Here is a 19,185-nt window from a genome sequence, read left to right on the forward strand (position 1 = left end):
TGAGATATTTTTGTGAAGGAGCTTATTTTATAAGAATAGAATTACAGTTAGTAAGAGATCATGCCGATGGTAGTGAAAATATATGTGTTAGGGGGATTTCAAAATGAGGAAACTCAAGCGAATAAATGTTCCTAATATACAAGAACAACTATCACAGTCTAATGAGAATCGAGCAATTAATAAGAAGAAACTAAGGCGATTTATATTCATGTTTATATTTATTGCGGCGGCTACATTGTACGTTCAATTTATTTTAACGAAACAACAAGAAATAATCGTGGGAAAAAAAGATACAATAATGAATCAAAAGAAACAATTAGTATCTTTAAAGAAAGATAAAGGCTCTTTAAAGACTAACATAGAAAATTTAACAGACGATGAGGAAGAGATTTTGAAGTTTGCGAGAAAAGAATATCAATTTTCAAAGTCAAATGAAACTATATTTGTGATGCCGAAGTAGTGTAATTGAACAGTTAGCGATAGATAGCTAACTGTTTTTTCATGTATAAATAGCATGGTACAAGTAACAATCACATATTGTAAAAATGAAGAGTTTGAGCTGTTTTTATAATTATGGAATATACACCGAAATAAATGTTGTTAAAATTCTGTTAATTGTATTATAATACAAGGTGAGCGGATACATTTCTTAATCAACGTTGAGTTTATCACTCATACGACTATTAAGAAAACCGTTATCCCGTATTAGAAAGGAAGATAGCTGTGTACGCTTCAAATACAATTTATATCGTAGGGGATGCGAAAGCACCTCAAAATAATCCTATTACCGAAAAGTTCAAAAGTTATTTTGTAGCGTTTGTACTTGTTAAGGAGACAGGGAAAATTGTAGATGCAGATTGCTCAGCGACAATTGCGTTAACATCTCAATTCGTTAAATATTTGTTTCTACATAAAAATATTAATGATCCACTATTGGTAACTGAAATAAAAAATAGATACTTCGGTTCGTCTCAAAAAGCACTCCTTGTAGCATTAAAAGATGCACAGAAAAAATATAATCAAATCGCTGCTTTGTCTACCCATTCCTAGACAAAATCCAGCCATAAGAATCTTCTTATGGCTGGATTTTTTTATTTCACATTAACTTTCTACATGAAAAGTAAGCGAAAGAGGAAATTTATTGTTCCTAAAAAATTAATTCTTTTTGGGGGATTAAGGTTCCACTTTCTCAGACAACGAAAGGATGAACAATATGAAAATTACCGATGTAAAAGTAAATCGTAGACGTGTAAATCTTCATACACCGTTTAAAACGGCGCTTCGTACCGTAACCGAAATAGAAAGTATAGATGTATATATTCATACAGATAAAGGAATTGTTGGCAAGGGTGCTGCAACCGCAACACCAGTTATTACGGGGGATTTCGCTAACGGGATTGAAGAAGCAATTTTAGGACCGATGCGTTCTTGTTTAATTGGTCAAGATATCATTCAATTTCAGCAGTTACTGCAGGACATTCAAATGAGTTGTATTGGAAACCCAAGTGCGAAAGCGGCAGTAGATATCGCTTTATATGATGTGTATTGTCAACATCAAAACGTTCCACTTTACGTATTATTAGGCGGGAAGAAAGAAATTCATACAGATATTACGGTGAGTGTAGATGAGCCTTTTATTATGGCAAAAGAGGCAAAGCAACATGTAGAAAAAGGATTTCAAACTTTAAAAATTAAAGTGGGAAAATCTGCTCATTTAGATTTAGAACGTATTGAAGCAATTCGAAATAGTGTACCAAAAAATACGACGTTACGATTAGATGCAAATCAAGGGTGGAATCCAAAAGAAGCGGTTACGATCATTAAAGAGATGGAAAATCGTAATTTAAATATCGAGTTTATTGAACAACCTGTTCATGCGAAAGATTGGGATGGGTTAAAGTATGTCAAAGATCATGTACAAACGCCCATTATGGCAGATGAAAGCATATTTTCAGCGCGTGATGCATTGAAAATCGTTCAAGGGGGATATGCAGACTTAATTAATATTAAATTAATGAAATGTGGTGGCATACGTGAAGCGTGGCGTATTGCCGATATTGCCGAAACAGCTGGTGTAAAATGTATGGTCGGAAGTATGATGGAATCTTCACTTTCTGTTTGCGCTGTAGCCCATTTAGCAGCTGCCCATCCTAATATTCATTACTTCGATCTGGATGCACCGCTTTGGTTAATGGAAGAACCGGAAGGAATGACTTATTCTGGATCAAAGGTAAACCTTCAATCGACAGTGAATAGTAAATCTTAGGAGAAGAGACTAGTAAACTATCTTTTAAGGGGGATATGTATGAAAAAAATAGGAACTGCATTTTTAACAACTTTATTTATATTTTCATCGTTTACATCAGCAAATGCTGAAGAGAAGAAGGATAGTAAAGCGTTTATCGATGTATCTGCCGCAACACTTTGGACTGCGCCTGATTCATTACGGCCGATAGATGTACCGAGCGCTACAAATCCAGTTGATTTGTGGAAGTGGACGAAATCGATGACGCTTGACGAGAAACTTTGGTTAACAAATGCAAATAAATTAGAAACGCAAGCACTATTAGGTCAAGAAGTAACGGTTGTTGATAAAAAAGGCGACTGGGTGAAAGTGTTAGTCCATGGTCAACCAACACCACGAAACGAAGAAGGTTACCCGGGATGGATGCCTGAAAAACAATTAACATATAATCAAGAATTTGCAGATAAAACAAATGAACCTTTCGTATTAGTAACGAAACCGACAGCCATTTTGTATATTAACCCTTCTGAAAAACAGAAATCGATTGAAGTGAGTTATAATACGCGACTGCCGCTACTTAGTGAAGATACAATTTCGTACCGCGTGTTGTTACCAAACGGACAGAAAGCTTGGCTACGAAAAAATGATGGAACGGTTTACCGTTCGCAAATTGATATTCCAACTCCGGCGGCTGATGATTTAATAAACACTGGAAAAATGTTTTTAGGATTACCGTATATATGGGCTGGTACGAGTGGTTTTGGATTTGATTGCTCTGGATTTACACATACGATTTATAAATCGCACGGTATTACTATTCCGCGAGATTCTGGTCCGCAATCGAGAAATGGAATTGCAGTTGATAAAGAAAATTTACAAAAAGGCGATTTAATCTTCTTTGCACATGATCAAGGAAAAGGTAGTGTTCACCATGTTGCTATGTATATTGGTGACGGAAATATGATTCACTCACCAAGAGCTGAAAGATCAGTAGAAATTATACCGCTAAATACACCAGGATATATAGAAGAATACGCTGGTGCTCGTCGTTACTTACCTTAAAAAATAGAGGGGGTTTTCAAATGAAAAAATTTGTTCGTTACTCATTAGTTAGTACTCTATTAGTTTCTTCATTTTTAGTAGGATGCGCAAAAGAAAAAACAACGACAAAGCCGAAAGATGAGAAGAAAGTATTACAGTTACTAGAAACTGGTGAAATTCCGTCATTAAATTCAGGGAAAGTAACAGATGCAGTATCATTTAACGTTTTAAATAACGTAATGGAAGGATTATTCCGTTTATCGAAAAATGATGAAGTGATTGAGGCTGGAGCACAAAAATATGAAGTAAGTAAAGATGGAAAAACATATACATTCCACTTGCGTGAAGCGAAATGGTCTAACGGAGATCCAGTAACAGCACAAGATTACGTATACGCTTGGAAGCAGCTTATTAATCCGGATACTGCCTCTCAATATGCATACATTGCGTACGATGTGAAAAATGCGGAGAAAATAAATAAGAAACAATTAGGGTTAGAGGAATTAGGAGTGAAAGCGGCGGATGATAAAACATTCGTTGTAGAACTAGAACATCCAGTGCCGTATTTTACGAAATTACTTATTTTACCGTCCTTCTATCCAATTAACGAAAAATATGCGAAAGAGCAGGGCGATAAGTACGGATTAGAAGCAAATAAAGCGGTGTATAACGGGCCATTTACATTATCAGAGTGGAAGCATGAAGCAAGCTTTACAATGAAAAAAAACGATAAGTATTGGGATAAAAAAGAAGTGAAGCTAGATGAAGTAAACTATCAAATTGTTAAAGAAATTTCAACTGCGGTAAATTTATATGAAACAGATAAAGTTGATAGAGCTGTCATTTCTACAGAATTCGTCGATAAATATAAAAATAATAAAGAGCTAAAACAATATACAGATCCGGTTATGTACTTCTTCCGATTCAATGAAAATGTACCGATTCTTAAAAATAAAAACGCAAGGCTCGCGCTAAGTACAGTGTTTGATAAGAAAGGACTTGCGACTTCATTTTTAAATGATGGTTCGGTTGCTGCTAACTATTACGTACCAAAAGGATTTTTAAAAGGTCCAGATAAAAAAGATTTTAGAAGTACAGCAGGTGAGTTTAATAAAACTGATGTAAAACAGGCGAAAGAATATTGGGAAAAGGCGAAGCAAGAGACCGGTTCAAATGAAGTGACGCTTGAGTTATTAAACTATGACTTAGAAAACTTCAAAAAAGTAGGAGAATACATTAAAGAAGAGCTAGAGAAAAACTTACCAGGCTTAAAAGTAAATGTAAAATTACAACCACACACGCAAAAACTAGCGTTAGAGAAGAAGAAAGAATATGAAATGTCATTATCACGCTGGTTACCGGATTATCCAGATCCAATGACTTACTTAGAAGTATTCCTTTCTGGAAGCAGTGTGAACAATACAGAATATGCAAACCCAGAATATGATGCGTTAATTAAGAAGATTAAAACAGAATTAGGTAATGATGAAAAAGCTCGTTGGAAAGCAATGCAAGACGCTGAAAAAATGCTACTCGATGATGCAGTAATTGCACCGGTATTCCAGCGCGGATTATCTTACTTACAAAAGCCGCATGTGAAAGATTTATATGTACATCAATTCGGTCCAGCTACAAGTTTAAAATGGGCAGATGTGCAGAAATAAAATTATGGGGAAACAGACTTCACGTATGTGATAGTCTGTTTTTTTTGTGCAGTTTCAAATGTATAGACATTTTATATATTTTTTCATGTCTTAAAAATAAAATTATTAGTAAAATTCCAGTGTGAAATTTATGTAGAATCTTGTATAATTAACGTGTTTCTATGGAAACATTTTCTTGTGCTATTTATATAGGACTTAATAGAACAAGGAAAGAAATACATACATGTATATAATAGATAAATAGAATGGAACATGTATAGAGAAAAAGGAGAGAAATGATGGCGTGTCAAAAACAAGGGTTACAATTTAATAGCGATAGAAAGAGGAAGAGACGATGAAAATGAAGCATGCTTTTGGTCCCATAATTTTAGCGTGTGTGCTTTTTTTCATTATCATACTCATCCCATCGAAAAGTTTAGTATCACTTATTAGTGATAAGAAGGTAGAAGATGCAGCAACTTCCTTGCAAAAAGAAAAATTGCAAAGTGTTTTTTTACAGCAAAAAATGTTAGAGAATTCGCAGTATTTATCGATGTATGGTTCATCTGAATTTTTACGAATGGATGCATATCATCCGTCTAATTACTTCAAAGTAAATCCCGCAGGTTTTACGCCATATTTAATGGGGATTGGCGGTACACAAAGTTTAGCTCATATATTAAATATGACGTCTACAATGGATGAGTTAGAAGGTAAAAAAGTAGTCTTTGTTCTATCACCACAATGGTTTACAAAGACTGGGGTATCACAGGGGGATTTTACGAACAATTTCTCTAAGCAACAAGCATATCATTTTATTTTTAATGATGAAATAAATGCTGAAATGAAGAAGCAAATTGCGAAACGACTATTAGACTATAAAGTTGTTCAAAAAGATGATATATTAAAGCATTCATTAGAAGGTATTGTATATAATGATACGAAACATAACATAAAAGCAGGTTTAGTTAAACCACTTGCTTATATGCATCGAAATATATTAGATCATAGAGATTTATTTAACTCTTTATTTAAGATTGAACCGATGAAAGAAAAAACAAATATGGGGCTACGTTCAATTTCTTGGGTAGATGCACGTAAACATGCGGAGGAAGAAGGGAAATTGGAATCTACTACAAACACATTCGGAATTGAAAATCCGTATTACTATAAACATAATTTAAAGAAAAAATTAAAAGGTTTAAAAAACTTTAGAGCAAATGAATCGTATGAAGAATCACCAGAATATGATGACTTACAAATTGTTTTAAATATTTTTAAAGAGAAAAATGTTAAGCCACTCTTTATTTCTGTACCTGTAAACGGACCATGGTATGATTACGCTGGTTTCCCTAAAGAGCGCCGTGAAGTGTATTATAAAAAAGTTCGGGAACAAGTTGAGAATGCAGGATACCCAGTTGTTGATTTCTCTGGCCATGAATATGATAAGTATTTCTTAAAAGATACAATTCATTTAGGTTGGAAAGGCTGGATTTACTTTGATGAAGCGGTACAAAACTTTTATACTGAGAAATAAGTGTGGAGAAAAAGGAACGGCTATAAGCTGTTCCTTTTTTAGTACAGAGTATTTTGATGTGGACAATTCGGAAAGGCATGTATATCTTGAATTTGTCCAAAATCATAATGCTTCATTGCGAATTGAGCTTGATAAAGGTATTCATACACATATAATTGACCATCATGTGCTGAACATAATACACCAGAAGTACCTTGCCCGTTCATGAAAGAAATGCCGATAGGGCGTCCGATTAAGTATTGTATTTTTTGTTGCCAATGCATAGGGGAATCACTTCTTTTTGAGATAATATACGAAATGGACGAGTGAATTGTTGCTTATCCATATAAATGTTAACTGAGGGGTTTTCTTGTGATTTCTAAAGATTAGTCAATTTAAACATAAAAAACCGCTATAGTTCGTAATGAATGTATAGCGGTTTTTATTTTTTATCTTAAGCAAGATTTTTACGTTTTTTCGTCCATTTTTTAATGATGAAGTATAAAAGAATGAGTATGACACCGCCAATTGCGAATGATTTCACATATGGCCCAGCAATATCATTAATATTCTCCCAATTTTCACCTAGTTTTTCACCTAAATAAATGAAAATGATAGACCAAGGAATGATTGCAAGTGCTGTTAATGTAGTGAAACGTAGTAATGGCATTTTTGTAATACCAGCAGGTATTGAAATCGCATGGCGTACTACTGGAATAAAACGTGCAGTGAAAATTACACCAGTTCCGTAACGATTAAACCAATCTTCAGCTGCATCTATTTGTTTTTTATGAATGAAAATATATTTTCCGTAACGTTCTAATATAGGGCGTCCACCGTATCGTCCAATCCAATAAATAAAGATTTGGGCAATAACACCGCCAATTGTACCGAATACAACGGCGCCTACAAATGAGATACTACCATTGAATACTAAAAATCCCGCATAAGCTAGGACGATTTCACTTGGAATAATCTCAATCATTAGACCAAGCATTATGCCCCAATAACCTAATCCTTCAAAAAACGTTAATACTGAATGAATAAAACTACTTACCATTGTTGCACCTTCTAGTTTATGTATTTTTGAATAGGTGAACCATTTATTTAATAACATAAAAGATTCACTATGTGTAGATTATACCTTATTTGTATAGGGGATTGCTATTTCAATTCTTTTATGTCTCTATAGTAAAGCATATAAGCTCCGTTTTCATGAAGAGAAAATGAAAAGATTATTAAAAATTTCTCATATATAAATGATAATGTTATGGGCTTTTAATTTACAAAGTGAGAAGAGTAATGTATGCAAAATAAGAATCAAATTTATGGACTATTTTCTATTTGGGATAGAGATATGATTCGGTTGATAAAAACAAAAGTATTTCAAAGGTTGGCTTATAGGTTCAAAAATATAAAAATAATTCAAGGAGAATAAAAACATAAATATTCTCTTATCACTTAGACAGGTACTTTACTTTCAAATAACGAATTATAATGTTAATAAAATTTTTATAGAAAATTAACGTGATGAAGGTGAAAATATGAAAAAGGAATTATTAGAAAAGGCCTCATATCTACATAAAGCAGAATTAGAACAATTACATAAAGCTATATTAGTTTCCGAGAAAGCTCATGAAGGTCAATTTCGCGTTTCAGGTGAGCCGTATATTACTCATCCATTTGCAGTTACAGAGATTGTAAGGCGGATATTATAACTTTCGTTGCAGCGTTATTACATGATGTGGTGGAGGATACAGATTATACAATTGAGTATATACGTGATATATTCGGTAAAAAAAGTGGCTGATATTGTAGAAGGGTTAACTAAAATTGATAAAAAACAAATCCCTAATAAAGAAGAGTATGAAGCAATAAACTTAAAGAAATTATTGTTAGCTACGCAAGGAGATATAAGAGTAGCTATTATTAAAGTGATAGATCGTCTACATAACATGAGAACTTTACAGGTGAAAGCTGTAAAGAAACAAATTCCTTATGCTAATGAAACACTCAAAATTTTCGCTCCGATTTGTAAAAGGCTAGGGCTATTACATATTCAACACGAGTTAGAAGATTTAGGTTTTTTTTATCTTAATCATTCTAAATATAAGAGAATAAAAATTCTTTTACAAAATTATGTTAAGTCATTAGAGGATTTATCTCAAAATATTATGCAAGATATAAATAATTTTCTAAATCCATCTTTAATATTTGAAGTTGACTATGAAGTAAGTCCTATTTATACAGCTTATTCTCGTCTCCAAGATATTCAAGACATTACAGCAGTGTCAAAAATAATTATCACGGCTTCAAATAATTTAGACTGTTATAAAATATTAGGAGTTATACATCAACTATACAAACCAATTCCATATCAATTTGAAGATAATATAGCAATTGAAAGTGATGTATTAAACAAATACTTAAAGACCAAAGTGGTAATCAATAACCATGAAATAATGATATGTATTGAAACAAAATTAAATAAGGAGATACGAGATAAAGGGGTATTTCATATTCTTACAAAAAGTATAACTGATAAGGATATGCAAAATATAATTCATAAATTGATGGATCATTTTATTAAGACAAATGATCTAGTAACTCAAGATACGATTGAATTTTATGATTTAGTATCATATGAACTATTCCAAGATAACATTGTAGCATTTACTCCTAAGTTAGATTCCGTGAACTTACCGCAAGGTTCTACTGTAATTGATTTTGCTTTCGCATAAAACCCTGAGATTGCTAAATATATGTCAGGTGCTAAAGTTAATGGTATAAATAAATCGATAACAACGAATGTTTCACATCTAGATATCGTTGAACTTTTGGTAACTGAAAACACTAGTAATGTGGAACAGGATTGGTTAAGTTTTGCTAATAGCTCAAAAGCTCAAATCGAAATTTGTAAAGAGTTACAAAGATGAAGGAATTAAATTTATCGAGAAAATTTGTTCGAAATTTAATAGAATGAAATATTCATTTTTGAATTAATAATAGGCGCTTATAATTTTTAAAAATTAATACCTAGAAAAGCAAGTATCCACCTGTTCTAAATATATAACAAGTGGATGCTTGTTTTCGTTATAAAAAAATAGAAGCATTTCTGCTCCTATTTTTTACGGTTTCACTTCTAAATTTTGTAAAAATAAAGTTGCTGTTACGTAACGTTTCGCTAACATTTGTACATAAGCGGTATGTACAGAAAGTGTCGCAATAATAATGGCGTTCCGAATTGCTTCGCGTTGCTCGTTATTAATTTGATCAAACTTGCTTGCGATTTTATCAGCTTTTTCTTTTACGATGTTTTCAATTGTATGAACTGTATCTGTTGCATTTAGTTGTAAGCAGTTCCCTTGATTGAGTTCTTCAAATAGAGAAGAGTATGCCCCATATAAATGAACAGGATTGATTAAGTCATCACTTCGATCGGCTGGGTCATTTACGATAAGGCGTAATAGCTTACGGATGGATTCAAAATCAAGTGCTGTTTTTAAATCTTCGACAATGAATAGTAAGGCTGCTTGTTCAATTGAATATTTTTTCCCTTTTTGAGGGGAGCCAATCATTTCTTTAATATCTCGTTTTACCCAGTTTTGCATGGCCGTTACTGAGAAACTTGTATTTTCAATCTGATTTCCAAGCGCAACTATTTCATTTAATGAAAAACCGACGTCTGTATCATCAATTTTAATCAGTTTTTCAAAAATAGGTGAAAGTGCGGTAGTAATAAAAGCAGTTACGCTTTGTCCGCTTTCAATATCTTTTTTATGTGACTTTGCCCACGCTTCTTGTAAAATACCGAGAGGCTTTTTCGTATTCCATCCTCTTAAAGATAGAAGAAGGGTAGCCATTTCGTTTCGTGTGAGATGAAATGTTTCCATCTTTTCACCTCCAAAAATATTAAAAAGTTCTTATGAACCTATAATATGTTTTGTTTCATTTAAAGTCAATTCTGTTTTGCTTAATTTTTCCTTTGTCACCAAACTGTCGTAAGTAAATAATGCTTGCATATTTCGACAAAAGTTCATATAATAAGTTCATAAGAACCTTTAAAATGTTTTTAAAAACAAATCTATCATTCTGAATTTACTAGAAAGGTAGATTTCACATATATCTATATAAAAGGAGAATGGATATAATATGTTGAAAAAACTTGTAGCAGTCATGACAGCATTCATGGTTATCTTTGGAGCTAGTAGCTTCATGTTTGTAGATCACGCAGCAGCGAAGAGTTACAAATCTGGTAAAAAATCATACACACCAAGTTCTGGTCAAAAGTCAAAAGTTGATTTGAACAAAAAAGATACTAACGTAAACTCACAAAAAACGACAACAGATTCAAAAACAAAAGCAACAAACACTGCACCAAAAAGTAATAAAGGAAGTTTTATGAAAGGTTTATTACTAGGTGGTCTTGGTGGTTTACTAATGGGTAGCTTATTTGCAAATATGGGAGCTCTTGGTTCTGTATTAGCGTTTATGGTAAATATGTTAGTAATGGCTGGTATCGTAATGTTAGCAGTTCGTGCATTTAAATACTTCAAAGATCAACGTAAGAAAAAGGAAGATGAAGTAGCATGGAAACAATAAAAATTTCTGAACAAGAATTAATAAATGCACTTTGCGTATATATCGCTGAAAAAAGACAAGTTGGTCCAGAAGAAGTTTTAGTTGAATTAATGTATGACGATGATTACGGTTTTTCTGCTGAAGTAGAAGTAAATGGTCGCAAACAAATTTTAATTCAAGCGAACTTAATCGAAGCACTACGCTTATTGCTTGACAGAGAATATAATGTCAATTCATTCGCAGCAAGATTACAACTTGAATTAGATGATGAAGAAGGCATTTACGCATTAGCAAAGTTTAATAACTCAGATGAGTAGAAAAAAGAGCTGTTGAGAGTAATCTCAGCAGCTCTTTTTAGTATGTGCATATGCCAGGGAATAATCACGCCAAATTTCATTCATTTTGCTTCTACCAACATCAACCATCGGGTTAAATTGAATGGCAGCTTGTTGTCGTACGGTATGTACATGTTGGATCGCCTGTTGCAAGTGTTGTTCAACCGAATGGGATTTTGTATTTGCTTGTTTTACGATTGAATATCCAGCAACTGTTCCTTGTGCCATCGCGATTTTTCCGCTTTCAATGCCTGTTATATTTCCGGCTACAAATAAACCGGGAAGAGGGGTTTCCATTGTTTCGGAATGCAGTGGAACATGTCCGCCTAATTCCGGAATGTAACGGAAAGGACAACCAGCTACAGCGGCTAGCTCAGCAAGAGGGTATAAGCCACCAGCAATACAAACGAAGTCTGCCTCATATATTTGTTCCGATCCAGTTATGATGTTTCCTTTCGTATCAATATTAGCAACGCGTACACCTTCAACTTGATCTGTACCGATAATTTCAAGAGCTGCTTTTCGAAGGTGAAGTGGTGTGCCATTTATTTTCATACCGTTATTTGGATAGAAGTTTAATCCAGCTTGTTTCGCCCAATTATATTTCATCAATCGACTACCTATACGTAATAAAGGCGAAGGGGCAAGGTGTGCAGCATGTAATAGAGAGTTTAAAACTTCTTCTGGTTCACCAGCCTTTTGACTTAATTCACTTTTTTCAGGAAGTACGATCTGTTCCACTTTAATTCCCGCTAATTGTAATTCATTTAAAATAGCGAAGGACAAAATGTTAGCGCCAATAATTACTCCTTTTCGCCCAACTTGAACGCGATGTACATTTGTCATTACTTGGGCTGCACCAATCGACATGACTCCTGGAAGTGTCCAACCAGGAAGGGGGATTGAGTACTCAGCAGCGCCAGTAGCAAGTAAAACGAACGGTGCTTCTAACGTACCGATATTCGTATGTACGAACCAAGAACTTTCATCTTTATCTAAATTATAGACGGAAATACCACATCGAATATCAACTGAAAGTGATTTTGCTTCTTCGTGAAGGCGTTTTGATTCTTCTATTCCGTTCCACCATTCTCCAGTAGGTTCTTGATGTAATTGTCCGAGCAATCTTCCGCCAGGCTTCATAAATTCATCAATAACAAGTACATTTAGTCCAAAACGAGCACAAGAGATGGAGGCTGACAAACCTGCTGGTCCAGCACCGATAATAATGACATCGTTCATCGCTTTTTCACCATCTCTCTCACGATATTTGGATGCTGTTTACCACTATCAACTACCATATCTTTTTCTACAACAGTTAAGCATGCTCGTACGTTCGTTTGATTGTTTACTGTCACGCGGCATTCAGAACAATGCCCGATATTACAGTAAATACCTCGCGGCGTTCCGCTATCTTCATGTACTCTTAATGTTCGTATCCCGTTTGCAAGTAAAGCCGCCGCAATGGTTTCATGTTCATATGCTTCATATTGTTGCCCGTTAAATTGGAAAGTGATGCGCTTACTACTATTTAAACTCCCTAAAATCGGGTGGTGTGTAATTCTATTCATTGATTTTCACCTACCGCTCCAAAGGTAACTGCGCGCACGGGTGGTTGATATTTTAATGGAATTTCATTAGTGTTTACGTCGGGATTTGCACTTTCAATCATTCGATCTATTATCATTCTACATGTGCGGCCACCGCAAAATCCCATGCCAGCACGTGTTCTTAGTTTTAATTCTCTTGCCGAGCATTTATATTCAGCAATTGTCGATTGAAGTTGTCCGTATGTAACTTCTTCACATCGACAAACAATTAAGTGATCTTTATTCGTCATATGTATTCCTCCTCTAGTTCGGTTTGCACAAATTATTATGCAAAAACTATGCCAAAATAGAGGAGGAAGGTTTATTGTAACCCGAGTTTTTTTAGGCGGTTATATAAAGTGGCCCTCGTAACACCGAGCTGTTTCGCACATTCTAATTTATTCCCATTCAAAATACGTAAAGCCCTCTCAATGACTTTTTTCTCATGTTCGTCCATCTCTTCTTGCAAAGAGAGAATTGTATTATTGTTGCTGAGTAATAGGGAATGAGCCGTATGATTGTCTAACGTTTCAGTTGTATGAAATGGTAAATATTCTTGTTTTATAATACCGTCAGTTGCAAATACGACAAGTCTTTCAACAACGTTTCGGAGCTCGCGAATATTACCTGGCCAATTGTAATGAAGCAGTTCATGCATAATGCTTGAAGGCAAGTCACGAATTGGTCTGTTATAGTTGATTGAAAAATCGTTTAAGAAAGAATAGGTCAATTCAATAATATCTTCGCGTCTTTCACGCAGCGGTGGAATATGCAAGCTAACTACATTTAGGCGATAGTATAAATCTTCTCGAAACGTGCCTTTTCTCATTTCTTCTTGTAAATCACGATTTGTAGCAGCGATAATGCGGAAATTAATATGAATCTCTTTCTCTCCACCAACTCGGTAATATTTTCGTTCTTGTAGTACACGCAACAGTTTTACTTGCATATCGAGCGGCATTTCTCCTATTTCATCTAGAAATAATGTACCGCCTTGCGCGAGCTCTATTTTACCCTTTTTGCCTTTACTACTTGCACCAGAAAACGCCCCGCGTTCATACCCAAATAATTCACTTTCAAATAACGCTTCTGGAATGGCACCGCAGTTAATTGAAATGAAAGGTGCCTTAGCTGATTCACTTGCTTCATGAATCGCTTTTGCAAATACTTCTTTTCCAACACCACTTTCGCCGAGTATTAAAACAGTTGATTTCACCGAACAAACTTTTCTAGCTAATTGAATCGTTCTTTGTATAACAGGGCTTTTTCCATTCATCGCAAGGAAAGGATCGGATTCATCTTTGTACTTTGCAACCTCCTGTTCTAAACGGTGCATTTCATGTGACATATTAAATAGTTTTTCATTTAAAGCGACTTGATTTGTTACATCAGTTTCTGAAACGACAGCTCCGATAATTTCATCGTTACAATACACTGGATTTGAATTAATTAATACGAACAAATCTGGACGAGGCTGATGGAACTGAGCGATTATGCTTTTTCCGTCATGTAATGATTGCAAGATTTCCAAATCTTTATAGTCAAAAAAACGAGTGATAGGTTGTCCAATAATTTCAGTATGGTTGACCGAAAAAATCTTTTCGGCGCCATCTGTCCAAGTGCGAACACATTCTTTATCATCGATAACTGTAACAGAAGAATCCGTTGTTTGTATTACGGTGTTATAAAAAGATTGTAGTTCATTGTAAGTCTTAACAAGAAACGGAATGATTTGTTGAGCCGTTATACAGCATATAGGCTCTTTATTTCCGTTCATGATGATAATGAATCGTTCATTGGAAAACGCGTTAATTAAAGCGTTAAATGAATCATCTTCATGTATAACTGCACAGTTATATTCTTTTGTAGTAGAAGGGCAGTAATAAAATGTTTCGCCAACTCGCTGAATAGGTTGCATGTTGTATGTACGATCAATTGATAAAGTTTTTAGAAATTCTTTTATTGTAGGAAATGAGAATGCCATATTGTCCTCCTGTTATGTATAAAAATTTTGACAGTGATAAAAAAATAATACACCTATTTACGATAAATTTAAAATATTTTTACAAATAAAAATATTTATTATAAAAAGTGTATGTAAGTAGAGTTGGCATGTCAATTGCATAAAAGAAAGTGAGGGAATAAAAAGAAGGGAGGGGTGCTACGTGAGGCACTGTGACGTTTTAATAATAGGTGGTGGAATTATAGGTTGTTCTATCGCTTATTACACTTCAAAATACGGAAGAGACGTAACAATCATTGAAAAAGGGGAATTTGTCAGTGGAACGTCTTCACGGTGTGACGGGAATATTTTGGCTATTGATAAAGATCCAGGATTTGATAGTCAAATGTCTTTAGTTAGTCAAAAATTAGTAACAGAATTAAGTGAAGAGCTGGAGCACTCATTTGAATATAGAGCGCCAGGAAGCATTCTCGTATGTGAGTCAGACGAAGAAATGGAAGCTGCACAGCAATGGGTGAATCGTCAAAAGGAAGCTGGATTACCGTTTCGAATGCTTGATAGACACGATATACGAGAAGAATCGCCATTTTTTGCAGATGATTTATTAGGCGGGTTAGAATGCGCAACGGATTCAACTGTAAATCCATATCTTCTTGCTTTTTCACTTCTTGCAGAATCAAAGAAATTTGGTACGAAAGCTTTTAATCATACGGAAGTAAAAGAAATGAAAAGGGATATAGACGGTTCTTTTATTGTAGAAACGACAAATGGGACGTTTACTGCGAAGCAAGTGGTGAACGCAGCCGGTGTATGGGCTCCAAAAATCGGACAAATGTTGGATGTAAATGTCCCAATTGAACCGAGAAAAGGGCATATTATTGTAGCTTCAAGGCAACAACACGTTGGCTGTCGTAAAGTAATGGAATTTGGTTATTTAATTTCTAAATTTGGCGGAAAACGAAAAGTGGATGCTTTAACTGAAAAATATGGGGTAGCTCTTGTGTTTGAGCCGACAGAAAGTCAAAATTTTTTAATTGGTAGTAGTAGAGAGTTTGTAGGGATGCATACGAGGATAAATAACGAGGTTATTAAATGTATTGCGAACAGAGCAATTCGCTTTTATCCGAAAATGGCAGATATGATGGTGATTCGTTCATATGCTGGATTACGCCCGTGGACAGAAGACCATTTGCCGATCATTTCACGTGTGGAACATATCCCGAATTACTTTATAGCAGCAGGGCATGAAGGAGATGGCATTAGCCTTGCAGCTGTTACTGGGAAAGTGATTGAAGAATTATTAAATGAAAAAGAAACAATTATTCCTATTGAACCACTTCGTTTGAGTCGTTTTACAGAAAGGGTGTTAAACGGATGAGGTCACAAAGAGTCTTTACGACGATTGATACACATACGGGTGGGAATCCAACGAGAACATTGATTAGTGGACTTCCTAAGTTAATTGGAGAGACGATGGCAGAGAAGATGTTACATATGAAAAAAGAGTATGACTGGATTCGCAAATTGTTAATGAATGAACCACGTGGTCATGATGTAATGTCAGGAGCATTATTAACAGATCCATGTCATCCTGAAGCAGATATTGGTGTTATTTACATAGAAACAGGTGGATATTTACCGATGTGTGGTCACGATACAATTGGTGTATGTACAGCTTTAATTGAATCAGGTTTAATTCCGGTAGTGGAACCGATTACTTCGTTAAAGTTAGACACGCCAGCCGGCTTAGTTGAAGTGGATATCTTTGTTCAAGATGGAAAAGCGAAAGAAGTCTCTTTCTGTAACATACCAGCTTTTTTACTGAAACATATTACTGTACAAGTCGAAGGAATTGGAACTGTAGAAGCAGATATTGCGTATGGAGGAAATTTTTATGCCATTATCGATGCGAAGTCAGTAGGTTTAGAATTAGTACCAGAAAACGCATCTACAATTATCGATAAGGCAATTCATATTAGAAATATCATTAATGAGGAATTTGAAATCATACATCCGCAGTATTCGTTTATTAGAGGGTTAACACATATTGAATTTTATACAGATCCTACTCATGAAAGTGCTCATGTGAAAAATACAGTTGTCGTTCCGCCAGGAGGAATTGATCGTTCTCCATGTGGTACAGGAACATCAGCGAAGTTAGCTGTATTATACGCAAATCAAAAAATTAAAGTGGATGAAGAGTTTATTCATGAGAGTATCGTGGGCTCTTTATTTAAAGGGTGCGTTATAAATACAACATCTGTAGAAAATATTGAAGCTGTCGTAACGAAAATTGCAGGTTCAGCTTGGCTTATGGGGATGCATAGATTTTTTTATAATGAAAAGGACCCACTGAAAGAAGGCTTTTTGCTAATTCCGCCGATGGAACATGAAACGGAGGATGTAAAATGAACATTCAAAAAATGTATACAGCAGTAGACGTACATGTAAATGGTGAAGCATTTCGTGTAATGAAAGATGTACCATGCAAATACTACTACAGTTTAGAGCAATTAAACGAACAATTTTCAGGTGAATTAGCAGAAGAAATGAAGCTTTTATTAAATGAGCCACGTGGTTTTATCGGATTAAATGGATGTATTGTTGTTCCTTCTATTCATATGGAAGTCGATGCAGCTGTATTATTTTTTAATCATGAAGGATCCATTCCGCTTCATTATGGAGGCATTGTGGCAGTAATAACGATGTTACTAGAAAGCGGGTATTTAAAAAAGAGAGAGACGAACCAATACAAAATCGAAACGCTATCTGGTATATTTTCAATCCATGCGTATGTAGAGAATGATGAAGTTGTATCTGTTTCGTTTGAAAGTAAACTATGTTATATGATTGAGAAAAATTTGCAAGTGGGTAATATAAGTTACTCTCTCATACAGGCAGATAAAGTATATGCAGTTGTAGAAAAGGATGCATATTCACCAGAAATTAGTATTGAAAATATCTCTAAATTAAAAAAATGGGGTGAAGTTACACTTCAAGCTATACAAAAACAGTCATTAATAAAAAGACTTATTTTAGTAGAATCTATGCAAGCAGAAAAGAACCATATAAAGTCGATTACATTTCATGAAGATAACTTTATAGTACGTTCGCCTGGTTTTGTTTCTACTATTGTATCTTATGTTCATACATTATTTAAAAATGATTATATAGCGGATAAACCTTTTAAAAATGAAAGTGTTTTTAATAGCTTTATAACAGTGGAACAAGTGAAGAAAGAAGAACAAGGATACATTTTCCGCTTTGAAAGTAGAGGGTTTATTACAGGAATGCAGACGTTTCTATTAGACTCTACAGATCCTTTTCCGACAGGGTTTTTATTAAAATAAAATAGTTAAAGGGAGAGATAAATATGAAAAACATTAAAGGGGCATTTCCAGTATTAATCACACCGATGGATGAGTTTCAAGAAATTAATTGGAACGGTGTAAAACAAAACGTAAACTATTTTATCGATCAAAAGGTAGCTGGCATTATTATTAATGGAAGTACAGGAGAGTTTGTTAGTTTATCAAAAGAAGAAAGATTTAAAATGGTAGAAACAGTATTAAAAGAAGTTGATGGACGTATTCCAGTTATTGTAGGAACTGCTGCGGAGACGACGAAAGAAACGATTGAATATACGAAACATGCAGAAGCACACGGAGCGGATTGCGCATTAATTATTAACTCGTACTATTGTAAGCCGAAAGAAGAGGAAATTTATTTTCATTTTAAAGAAATCTCAAACGCTGTAAATATACCAATTATGTTATACAATAATCCGTTTACATCTGGTGTTGATATGAGTACAGAGCTCATGCTACGTATTGGAAAAGAATGTGAAAATGTTACACATATTAAAGAATCTAGCGGAGATATTCGTAAAGCAAGAGATTTAGTACGCCGAGGCGAAGGTGCTTTTCAAGTCTTCTGTGGATCTGAAGATTTAGTTATGGAATCTTATTTAGTAGGTGCAACGGGATGGGTTTCAGTAGCAGGAAATATCGTACCGGGACTTGTTACGAAAATGTATGAGCATTTCCAAAATGGTGAATTAGAAAAAGCTTGGGAAATAAACGATGCTATTTTACCTCTTTGCGAGTTCCTTGAAGGATCAGGAAAATATGTACAAATCGTTAAACGCTCAATGGAATTACACGAGCAAGCTGGGGGACCTTCTCGTTATCCGAGACTCGGATTAACTGAAGAAGAAGATCAAAAACTACAAATGATTATTTCAAAAATTGCAGCTCATGCAGCTGTTTAAAT

19 protein-coding genes and 1 pseudogene are annotated in these 19,185 nt (G+C 34.6%); 13 read left to right on the plus strand and 7 right to left on the minus strand.

Annotation, left to right across the window (positions count from 1 at the left end; all coding sequences use genetic code 11):
* The first annotated feature begins 103 nt into the window (after nt 1-103).
* From MKO96_RS00570 to dltD, 6 genes are all read left to right on the plus strand, one after another.
* Nucleotides 104-460, plus strand: coding sequence for an FtsB family cell division protein (locus tag MKO96_RS00570; protein WP_240586290.1), 357 nt, complete (start codon nt 104-106; stop codon nt 458-460).
* Nucleotides 461-723: 263 nt separating this feature from the next.
* The gene (locus MKO96_RS00575; RefSeq protein ID WP_240586291.1) at nt 724-1,050 is read left to right on the plus strand and encodes a DUF3870 domain-containing protein; all 327 of its coding nucleotides are present in this window, start codon (nt 724-726) and stop codon (nt 1,048-1,050) included.
* A 154-nt stretch (nt 1,051-1,204) separates the two neighbouring features.
* Nucleotides 1,205-2,266 carry a dipeptide epimerase gene (locus MKO96_RS00580; protein WP_240586292.1) on the plus strand — a complete coding sequence of 354 codons (1,062 nt, stop codon included), beginning with the start codon at nt 1,205-1,207 and terminating at the stop codon, nt 2,264-2,266.
* A 39-nt stretch (nt 2,267-2,305) separates the two neighbouring features.
* A complete protein-coding gene (locus tag MKO96_RS00585; RefSeq protein ID WP_240586293.1) occupies nt 2,306-3,307 on the plus strand; it encodes a C40 family peptidase in 1,002 nt (333 codons plus the stop codon).
* Between the two features lie 20 nt (nt 3,308-3,327).
* Nucleotides 3,328-4,950 (plus strand): peptide ABC transporter substrate-binding protein, encoded by a 1,623-nt coding sequence (locus MKO96_RS00590; RefSeq protein WP_240586294.1) that lies wholly within the window; start codon nt 3,328-3,330, stop codon nt 4,948-4,950.
* A gap of 334 nt (nt 4,951-5,284) precedes the next feature.
* On the plus strand, nt 5,285-6,466 hold the full coding sequence (gene dltD, locus MKO96_RS00595) for a D-alanyl-lipoteichoic acid biosynthesis protein DltD (protein WP_240586295.1): 1,182 nt from the start codon (nt 5,285-5,287) through the stop codon (nt 6,464-6,466).
* A 38-nt stretch (nt 6,467-6,504) separates the two neighbouring features.
* Here dltD and MKO96_RS00600 read toward each other — a convergent pair whose 3' ends face one another.
* Both MKO96_RS00600 and uptA read right to left on the minus strand, forming a co-directional pair.
* On the minus strand, nt 6,505-6,729 hold the full coding sequence (locus MKO96_RS00600) for a hypothetical protein (protein WP_240586296.1): 225 nt from the start codon (nt 6,727-6,729) through the stop codon (nt 6,505-6,507).
* Between the two features lie 170 nt (nt 6,730-6,899).
* Complete coding sequence (gene uptA, locus MKO96_RS00605; RefSeq protein WP_240586297.1) at nt 6,900-7,505, minus strand: undecaprenyl phosphate transporter UptA; 606 nt, start codon at nt 7,503-7,505, stop codon at nt 6,900-6,902.
* A 484-nt stretch (nt 7,506-7,989) separates the two neighbouring features.
* Here uptA and MKO96_RS00610 point away from each other — a divergent pair.
* Nucleotides 7,990-9,381 (plus strand): annotated as a pseudogene (locus tag MKO96_RS00610) (HD domain-containing protein).
* Between the two features lie 192 nt (nt 9,382-9,573).
* Here MKO96_RS00610 and MKO96_RS00615 read toward each other — a convergent pair.
* On the minus strand, nt 9,574-10,338 hold the full coding sequence (locus MKO96_RS00615; protein WP_075307439.1) for a DUF1836 domain-containing protein: 765 nt from the start codon (nt 10,336-10,338) through the stop codon (nt 9,574-9,576).
* Between the two features lie 259 nt (nt 10,339-10,597).
* On the opposite strand from MKO96_RS00615, the gene MKO96_RS00620 reads away from it, so the two are divergent.
* Both MKO96_RS00620 and MKO96_RS00625 read left to right on the plus strand, forming a co-directional pair.
* Nucleotides 10,598-11,047, plus strand: a complete 450-nt coding sequence (locus MKO96_RS00620; protein ID WP_098274149.1) for a hypothetical protein — start codon at nt 10,598-10,600, stop codon at nt 11,045-11,047.
* A complete protein-coding gene (locus tag MKO96_RS00625; protein ID WP_000447755.1) occupies nt 11,035-11,343 on the plus strand; it encodes a YxcD family protein in 309 nt (102 codons plus the stop codon). Before MKO96_RS00620 ends, MKO96_RS00625 begins: the two co-directional genes overlap by 13 nt.
* Nucleotides 11,344-11,367: 24 nt before the next feature.
* Here the strand turns inward: MKO96_RS00625 and MKO96_RS00630 are convergent, their stop codons facing one another.
* The 4 genes from MKO96_RS00630 to MKO96_RS00645 all read right to left on the minus strand — a co-directional run bounded on the left by MKO96_RS00630 (nt 11,368) and on the right by MKO96_RS00645 (nt 14,934).
* Nucleotides 11,368-12,603, minus strand: coding sequence for an NAD(P)/FAD-dependent oxidoreductase (locus MKO96_RS00630; RefSeq protein WP_087980694.1), 1,236 nt, complete (start codon nt 12,601-12,603; stop codon nt 11,368-11,370).
* On the minus strand, nt 12,600-12,932 hold the full coding sequence (locus MKO96_RS00635) for a (2Fe-2S)-binding protein (RefSeq protein ID WP_001080017.1): 333 nt from the start codon (nt 12,930-12,932) through the stop codon (nt 12,600-12,602). The genes MKO96_RS00630 and MKO96_RS00635 overlap by 4 nt, the downstream gene beginning before the upstream one ends.
* Complete coding sequence (locus MKO96_RS00640) at nt 12,929-13,201, minus strand: (2Fe-2S)-binding protein (RefSeq protein WP_240586298.1); 273 nt, start codon at nt 13,199-13,201, stop codon at nt 12,929-12,931. The genes MKO96_RS00635 and MKO96_RS00640 overlap by 4 nt, the downstream gene beginning before the upstream one ends.
* Nucleotides 13,202-13,272: 71 nt before the next feature.
* Nucleotides 13,273-14,934 carry a sigma-54 interaction domain-containing protein gene (locus MKO96_RS00645; protein ID WP_087980693.1) on the minus strand — a complete coding sequence of 554 codons (1,662 nt, stop codon included), beginning with the start codon at nt 14,932-14,934 and terminating at the stop codon, nt 13,273-13,275.
* Nucleotides 14,935-15,115: 181 nt separating this feature from the next.
* On the opposite strand from MKO96_RS00645, the gene MKO96_RS00650 reads away from it, so the two are divergent.
* The 4 genes from MKO96_RS00650 to dapA are packed head-to-tail and all read left to right on the plus strand — an operon-like array spanning nt 15,116 to nt 19,183.
* On the plus strand, nt 15,116-16,291 hold the full coding sequence (locus tag MKO96_RS00650) for an NAD(P)/FAD-dependent oxidoreductase (RefSeq protein ID WP_087980692.1): 1,176 nt from the start codon (nt 15,116-15,118) through the stop codon (nt 16,289-16,291).
* The gene (locus MKO96_RS00655; RefSeq protein ID WP_087980691.1) at nt 16,288-17,325 is read left to right on the plus strand and encodes a proline racemase family protein; all 1,038 of its coding nucleotides are present in this window, start codon (nt 16,288-16,290) and stop codon (nt 17,323-17,325) included. Before MKO96_RS00650 ends, MKO96_RS00655 begins: the two co-directional genes overlap by 4 nt.
* Nucleotides 17,322-18,263 (plus strand): proline racemase family protein, encoded by a 942-nt coding sequence (locus tag MKO96_RS00660; RefSeq protein ID WP_240586299.1) that lies wholly within the window; start codon nt 17,322-17,324, stop codon nt 18,261-18,263. The genes MKO96_RS00655 and MKO96_RS00660 overlap by 4 nt, the downstream gene beginning before the upstream one ends.
* Nucleotides 18,264-18,286: 23 nt before the next feature.
* Nucleotides 18,287-19,183 carry a 4-hydroxy-tetrahydrodipicolinate synthase gene (gene dapA / locus MKO96_RS00665; RefSeq protein ID WP_087980689.1) on the plus strand — a complete coding sequence of 299 codons (897 nt, stop codon included), beginning with the start codon at nt 18,287-18,289 and terminating at the stop codon, nt 19,181-19,183.
* Nucleotides 19,184-19,185: the final 2 nt, after the last annotated feature.

This window comes from Bacillus sp. ES1-5 (assembly GCF_022487605.1).
GTDB lineage: Bacteria > Bacillota > Bacilli > Bacillales > Bacillaceae_G > Bacillus_A > Bacillus_A wiedmannii.

Excerpts from the sequence above, each read along its gene's own strand:
- MKO96_RS00615 (WP_075307439.1), bottom strand. The coding sequence starts at position 10,338 with ATGGAAACATTTCATCTCACACGAAACGAAATGGCTACCCTTCTTCTA.
- MKO96_RS00620 (WP_098274149.1), top strand. The coding sequence starts at position 10,598 with ATGTTGAAAAAACTTGTAGCAGTCATGACAGCATTCATGGTTATCTTT.
- uptA (WP_240586297.1), bottom strand. The coding sequence starts at position 7,505 with ATGGTAAGTAGTTTTATTCATTCAGTATTAACGTTTTTTGAAGGATTA.
- MKO96_RS00660 (WP_240586299.1), top strand. The coding sequence starts at position 17,322 with ATGAACATTCAAAAAATGTATACAGCAGTAGACGTACATGTAAATGGT.
- MKO96_RS00580 (WP_240586292.1), top strand. The coding sequence starts at position 1,205 with ATGAACAATATGAAAATTACCGATGTAAAAGTAAATCGTAGACGTGTA.
- dltD (WP_240586295.1), top strand. The coding sequence starts at position 5,285 with ATGAAAATGAAGCATGCTTTTGGTCCCATAATTTTAGCGTGTGTGCTT.
- MKO96_RS00585 (WP_240586293.1), top strand. The coding sequence starts at position 2,306 with ATGAAAAAAATAGGAACTGCATTTTTAACAACTTTATTTATATTTTCA.
- MKO96_RS00645 (WP_087980693.1), bottom strand. The coding sequence starts at position 14,934 with ATGGCATTCTCATTTCCTACAATAAAAGAATTTCTAAAAACTTTATCA.
- MKO96_RS00630 (WP_087980694.1), bottom strand. The coding sequence starts at position 12,603 with ATGAACGATGTCATTATTATCGGTGCTGGACCAGCAGGTTTGTCAGCC.
- MKO96_RS00655 (WP_087980691.1), top strand. The coding sequence starts at position 16,288 with ATGAGGTCACAAAGAGTCTTTACGACGATTGATACACATACGGGTGGG.
- MKO96_RS00590 (WP_240586294.1), top strand. The coding sequence starts at position 3,328 with ATGAAAAAATTTGTTCGTTACTCATTAGTTAGTACTCTATTAGTTTCT.
- MKO96_RS00600 (WP_240586296.1), bottom strand. The coding sequence starts at position 6,729 with ATGCATTGGCAACAAAAAATACAATACTTAATCGGACGCCCTATCGGC.
- MKO96_RS00625 (WP_000447755.1), top strand. The coding sequence starts at position 11,035 with ATGGAAACAATAAAAATTTCTGAACAAGAATTAATAAATGCACTTTGC.
- dapA (WP_087980689.1), top strand. The coding sequence starts at position 18,287 with ATGAAAAACATTAAAGGGGCATTTCCAGTATTAATCACACCGATGGAT.
- MKO96_RS00640 (WP_240586298.1), bottom strand. The coding sequence starts at position 13,201 with ATGACGAATAAAGATCACTTAATTGTTTGTCGATGTGAAGAAGTTACA.
- MKO96_RS00635 (WP_001080017.1), bottom strand. The coding sequence starts at position 12,932 with ATGAATAGAATTACACACCACCCGATTTTAGGGAGTTTAAATAGTAGT.
- MKO96_RS00570 (WP_240586290.1), top strand. The coding sequence starts at position 104 with ATGAGGAAACTCAAGCGAATAAATGTTCCTAATATACAAGAACAACTA.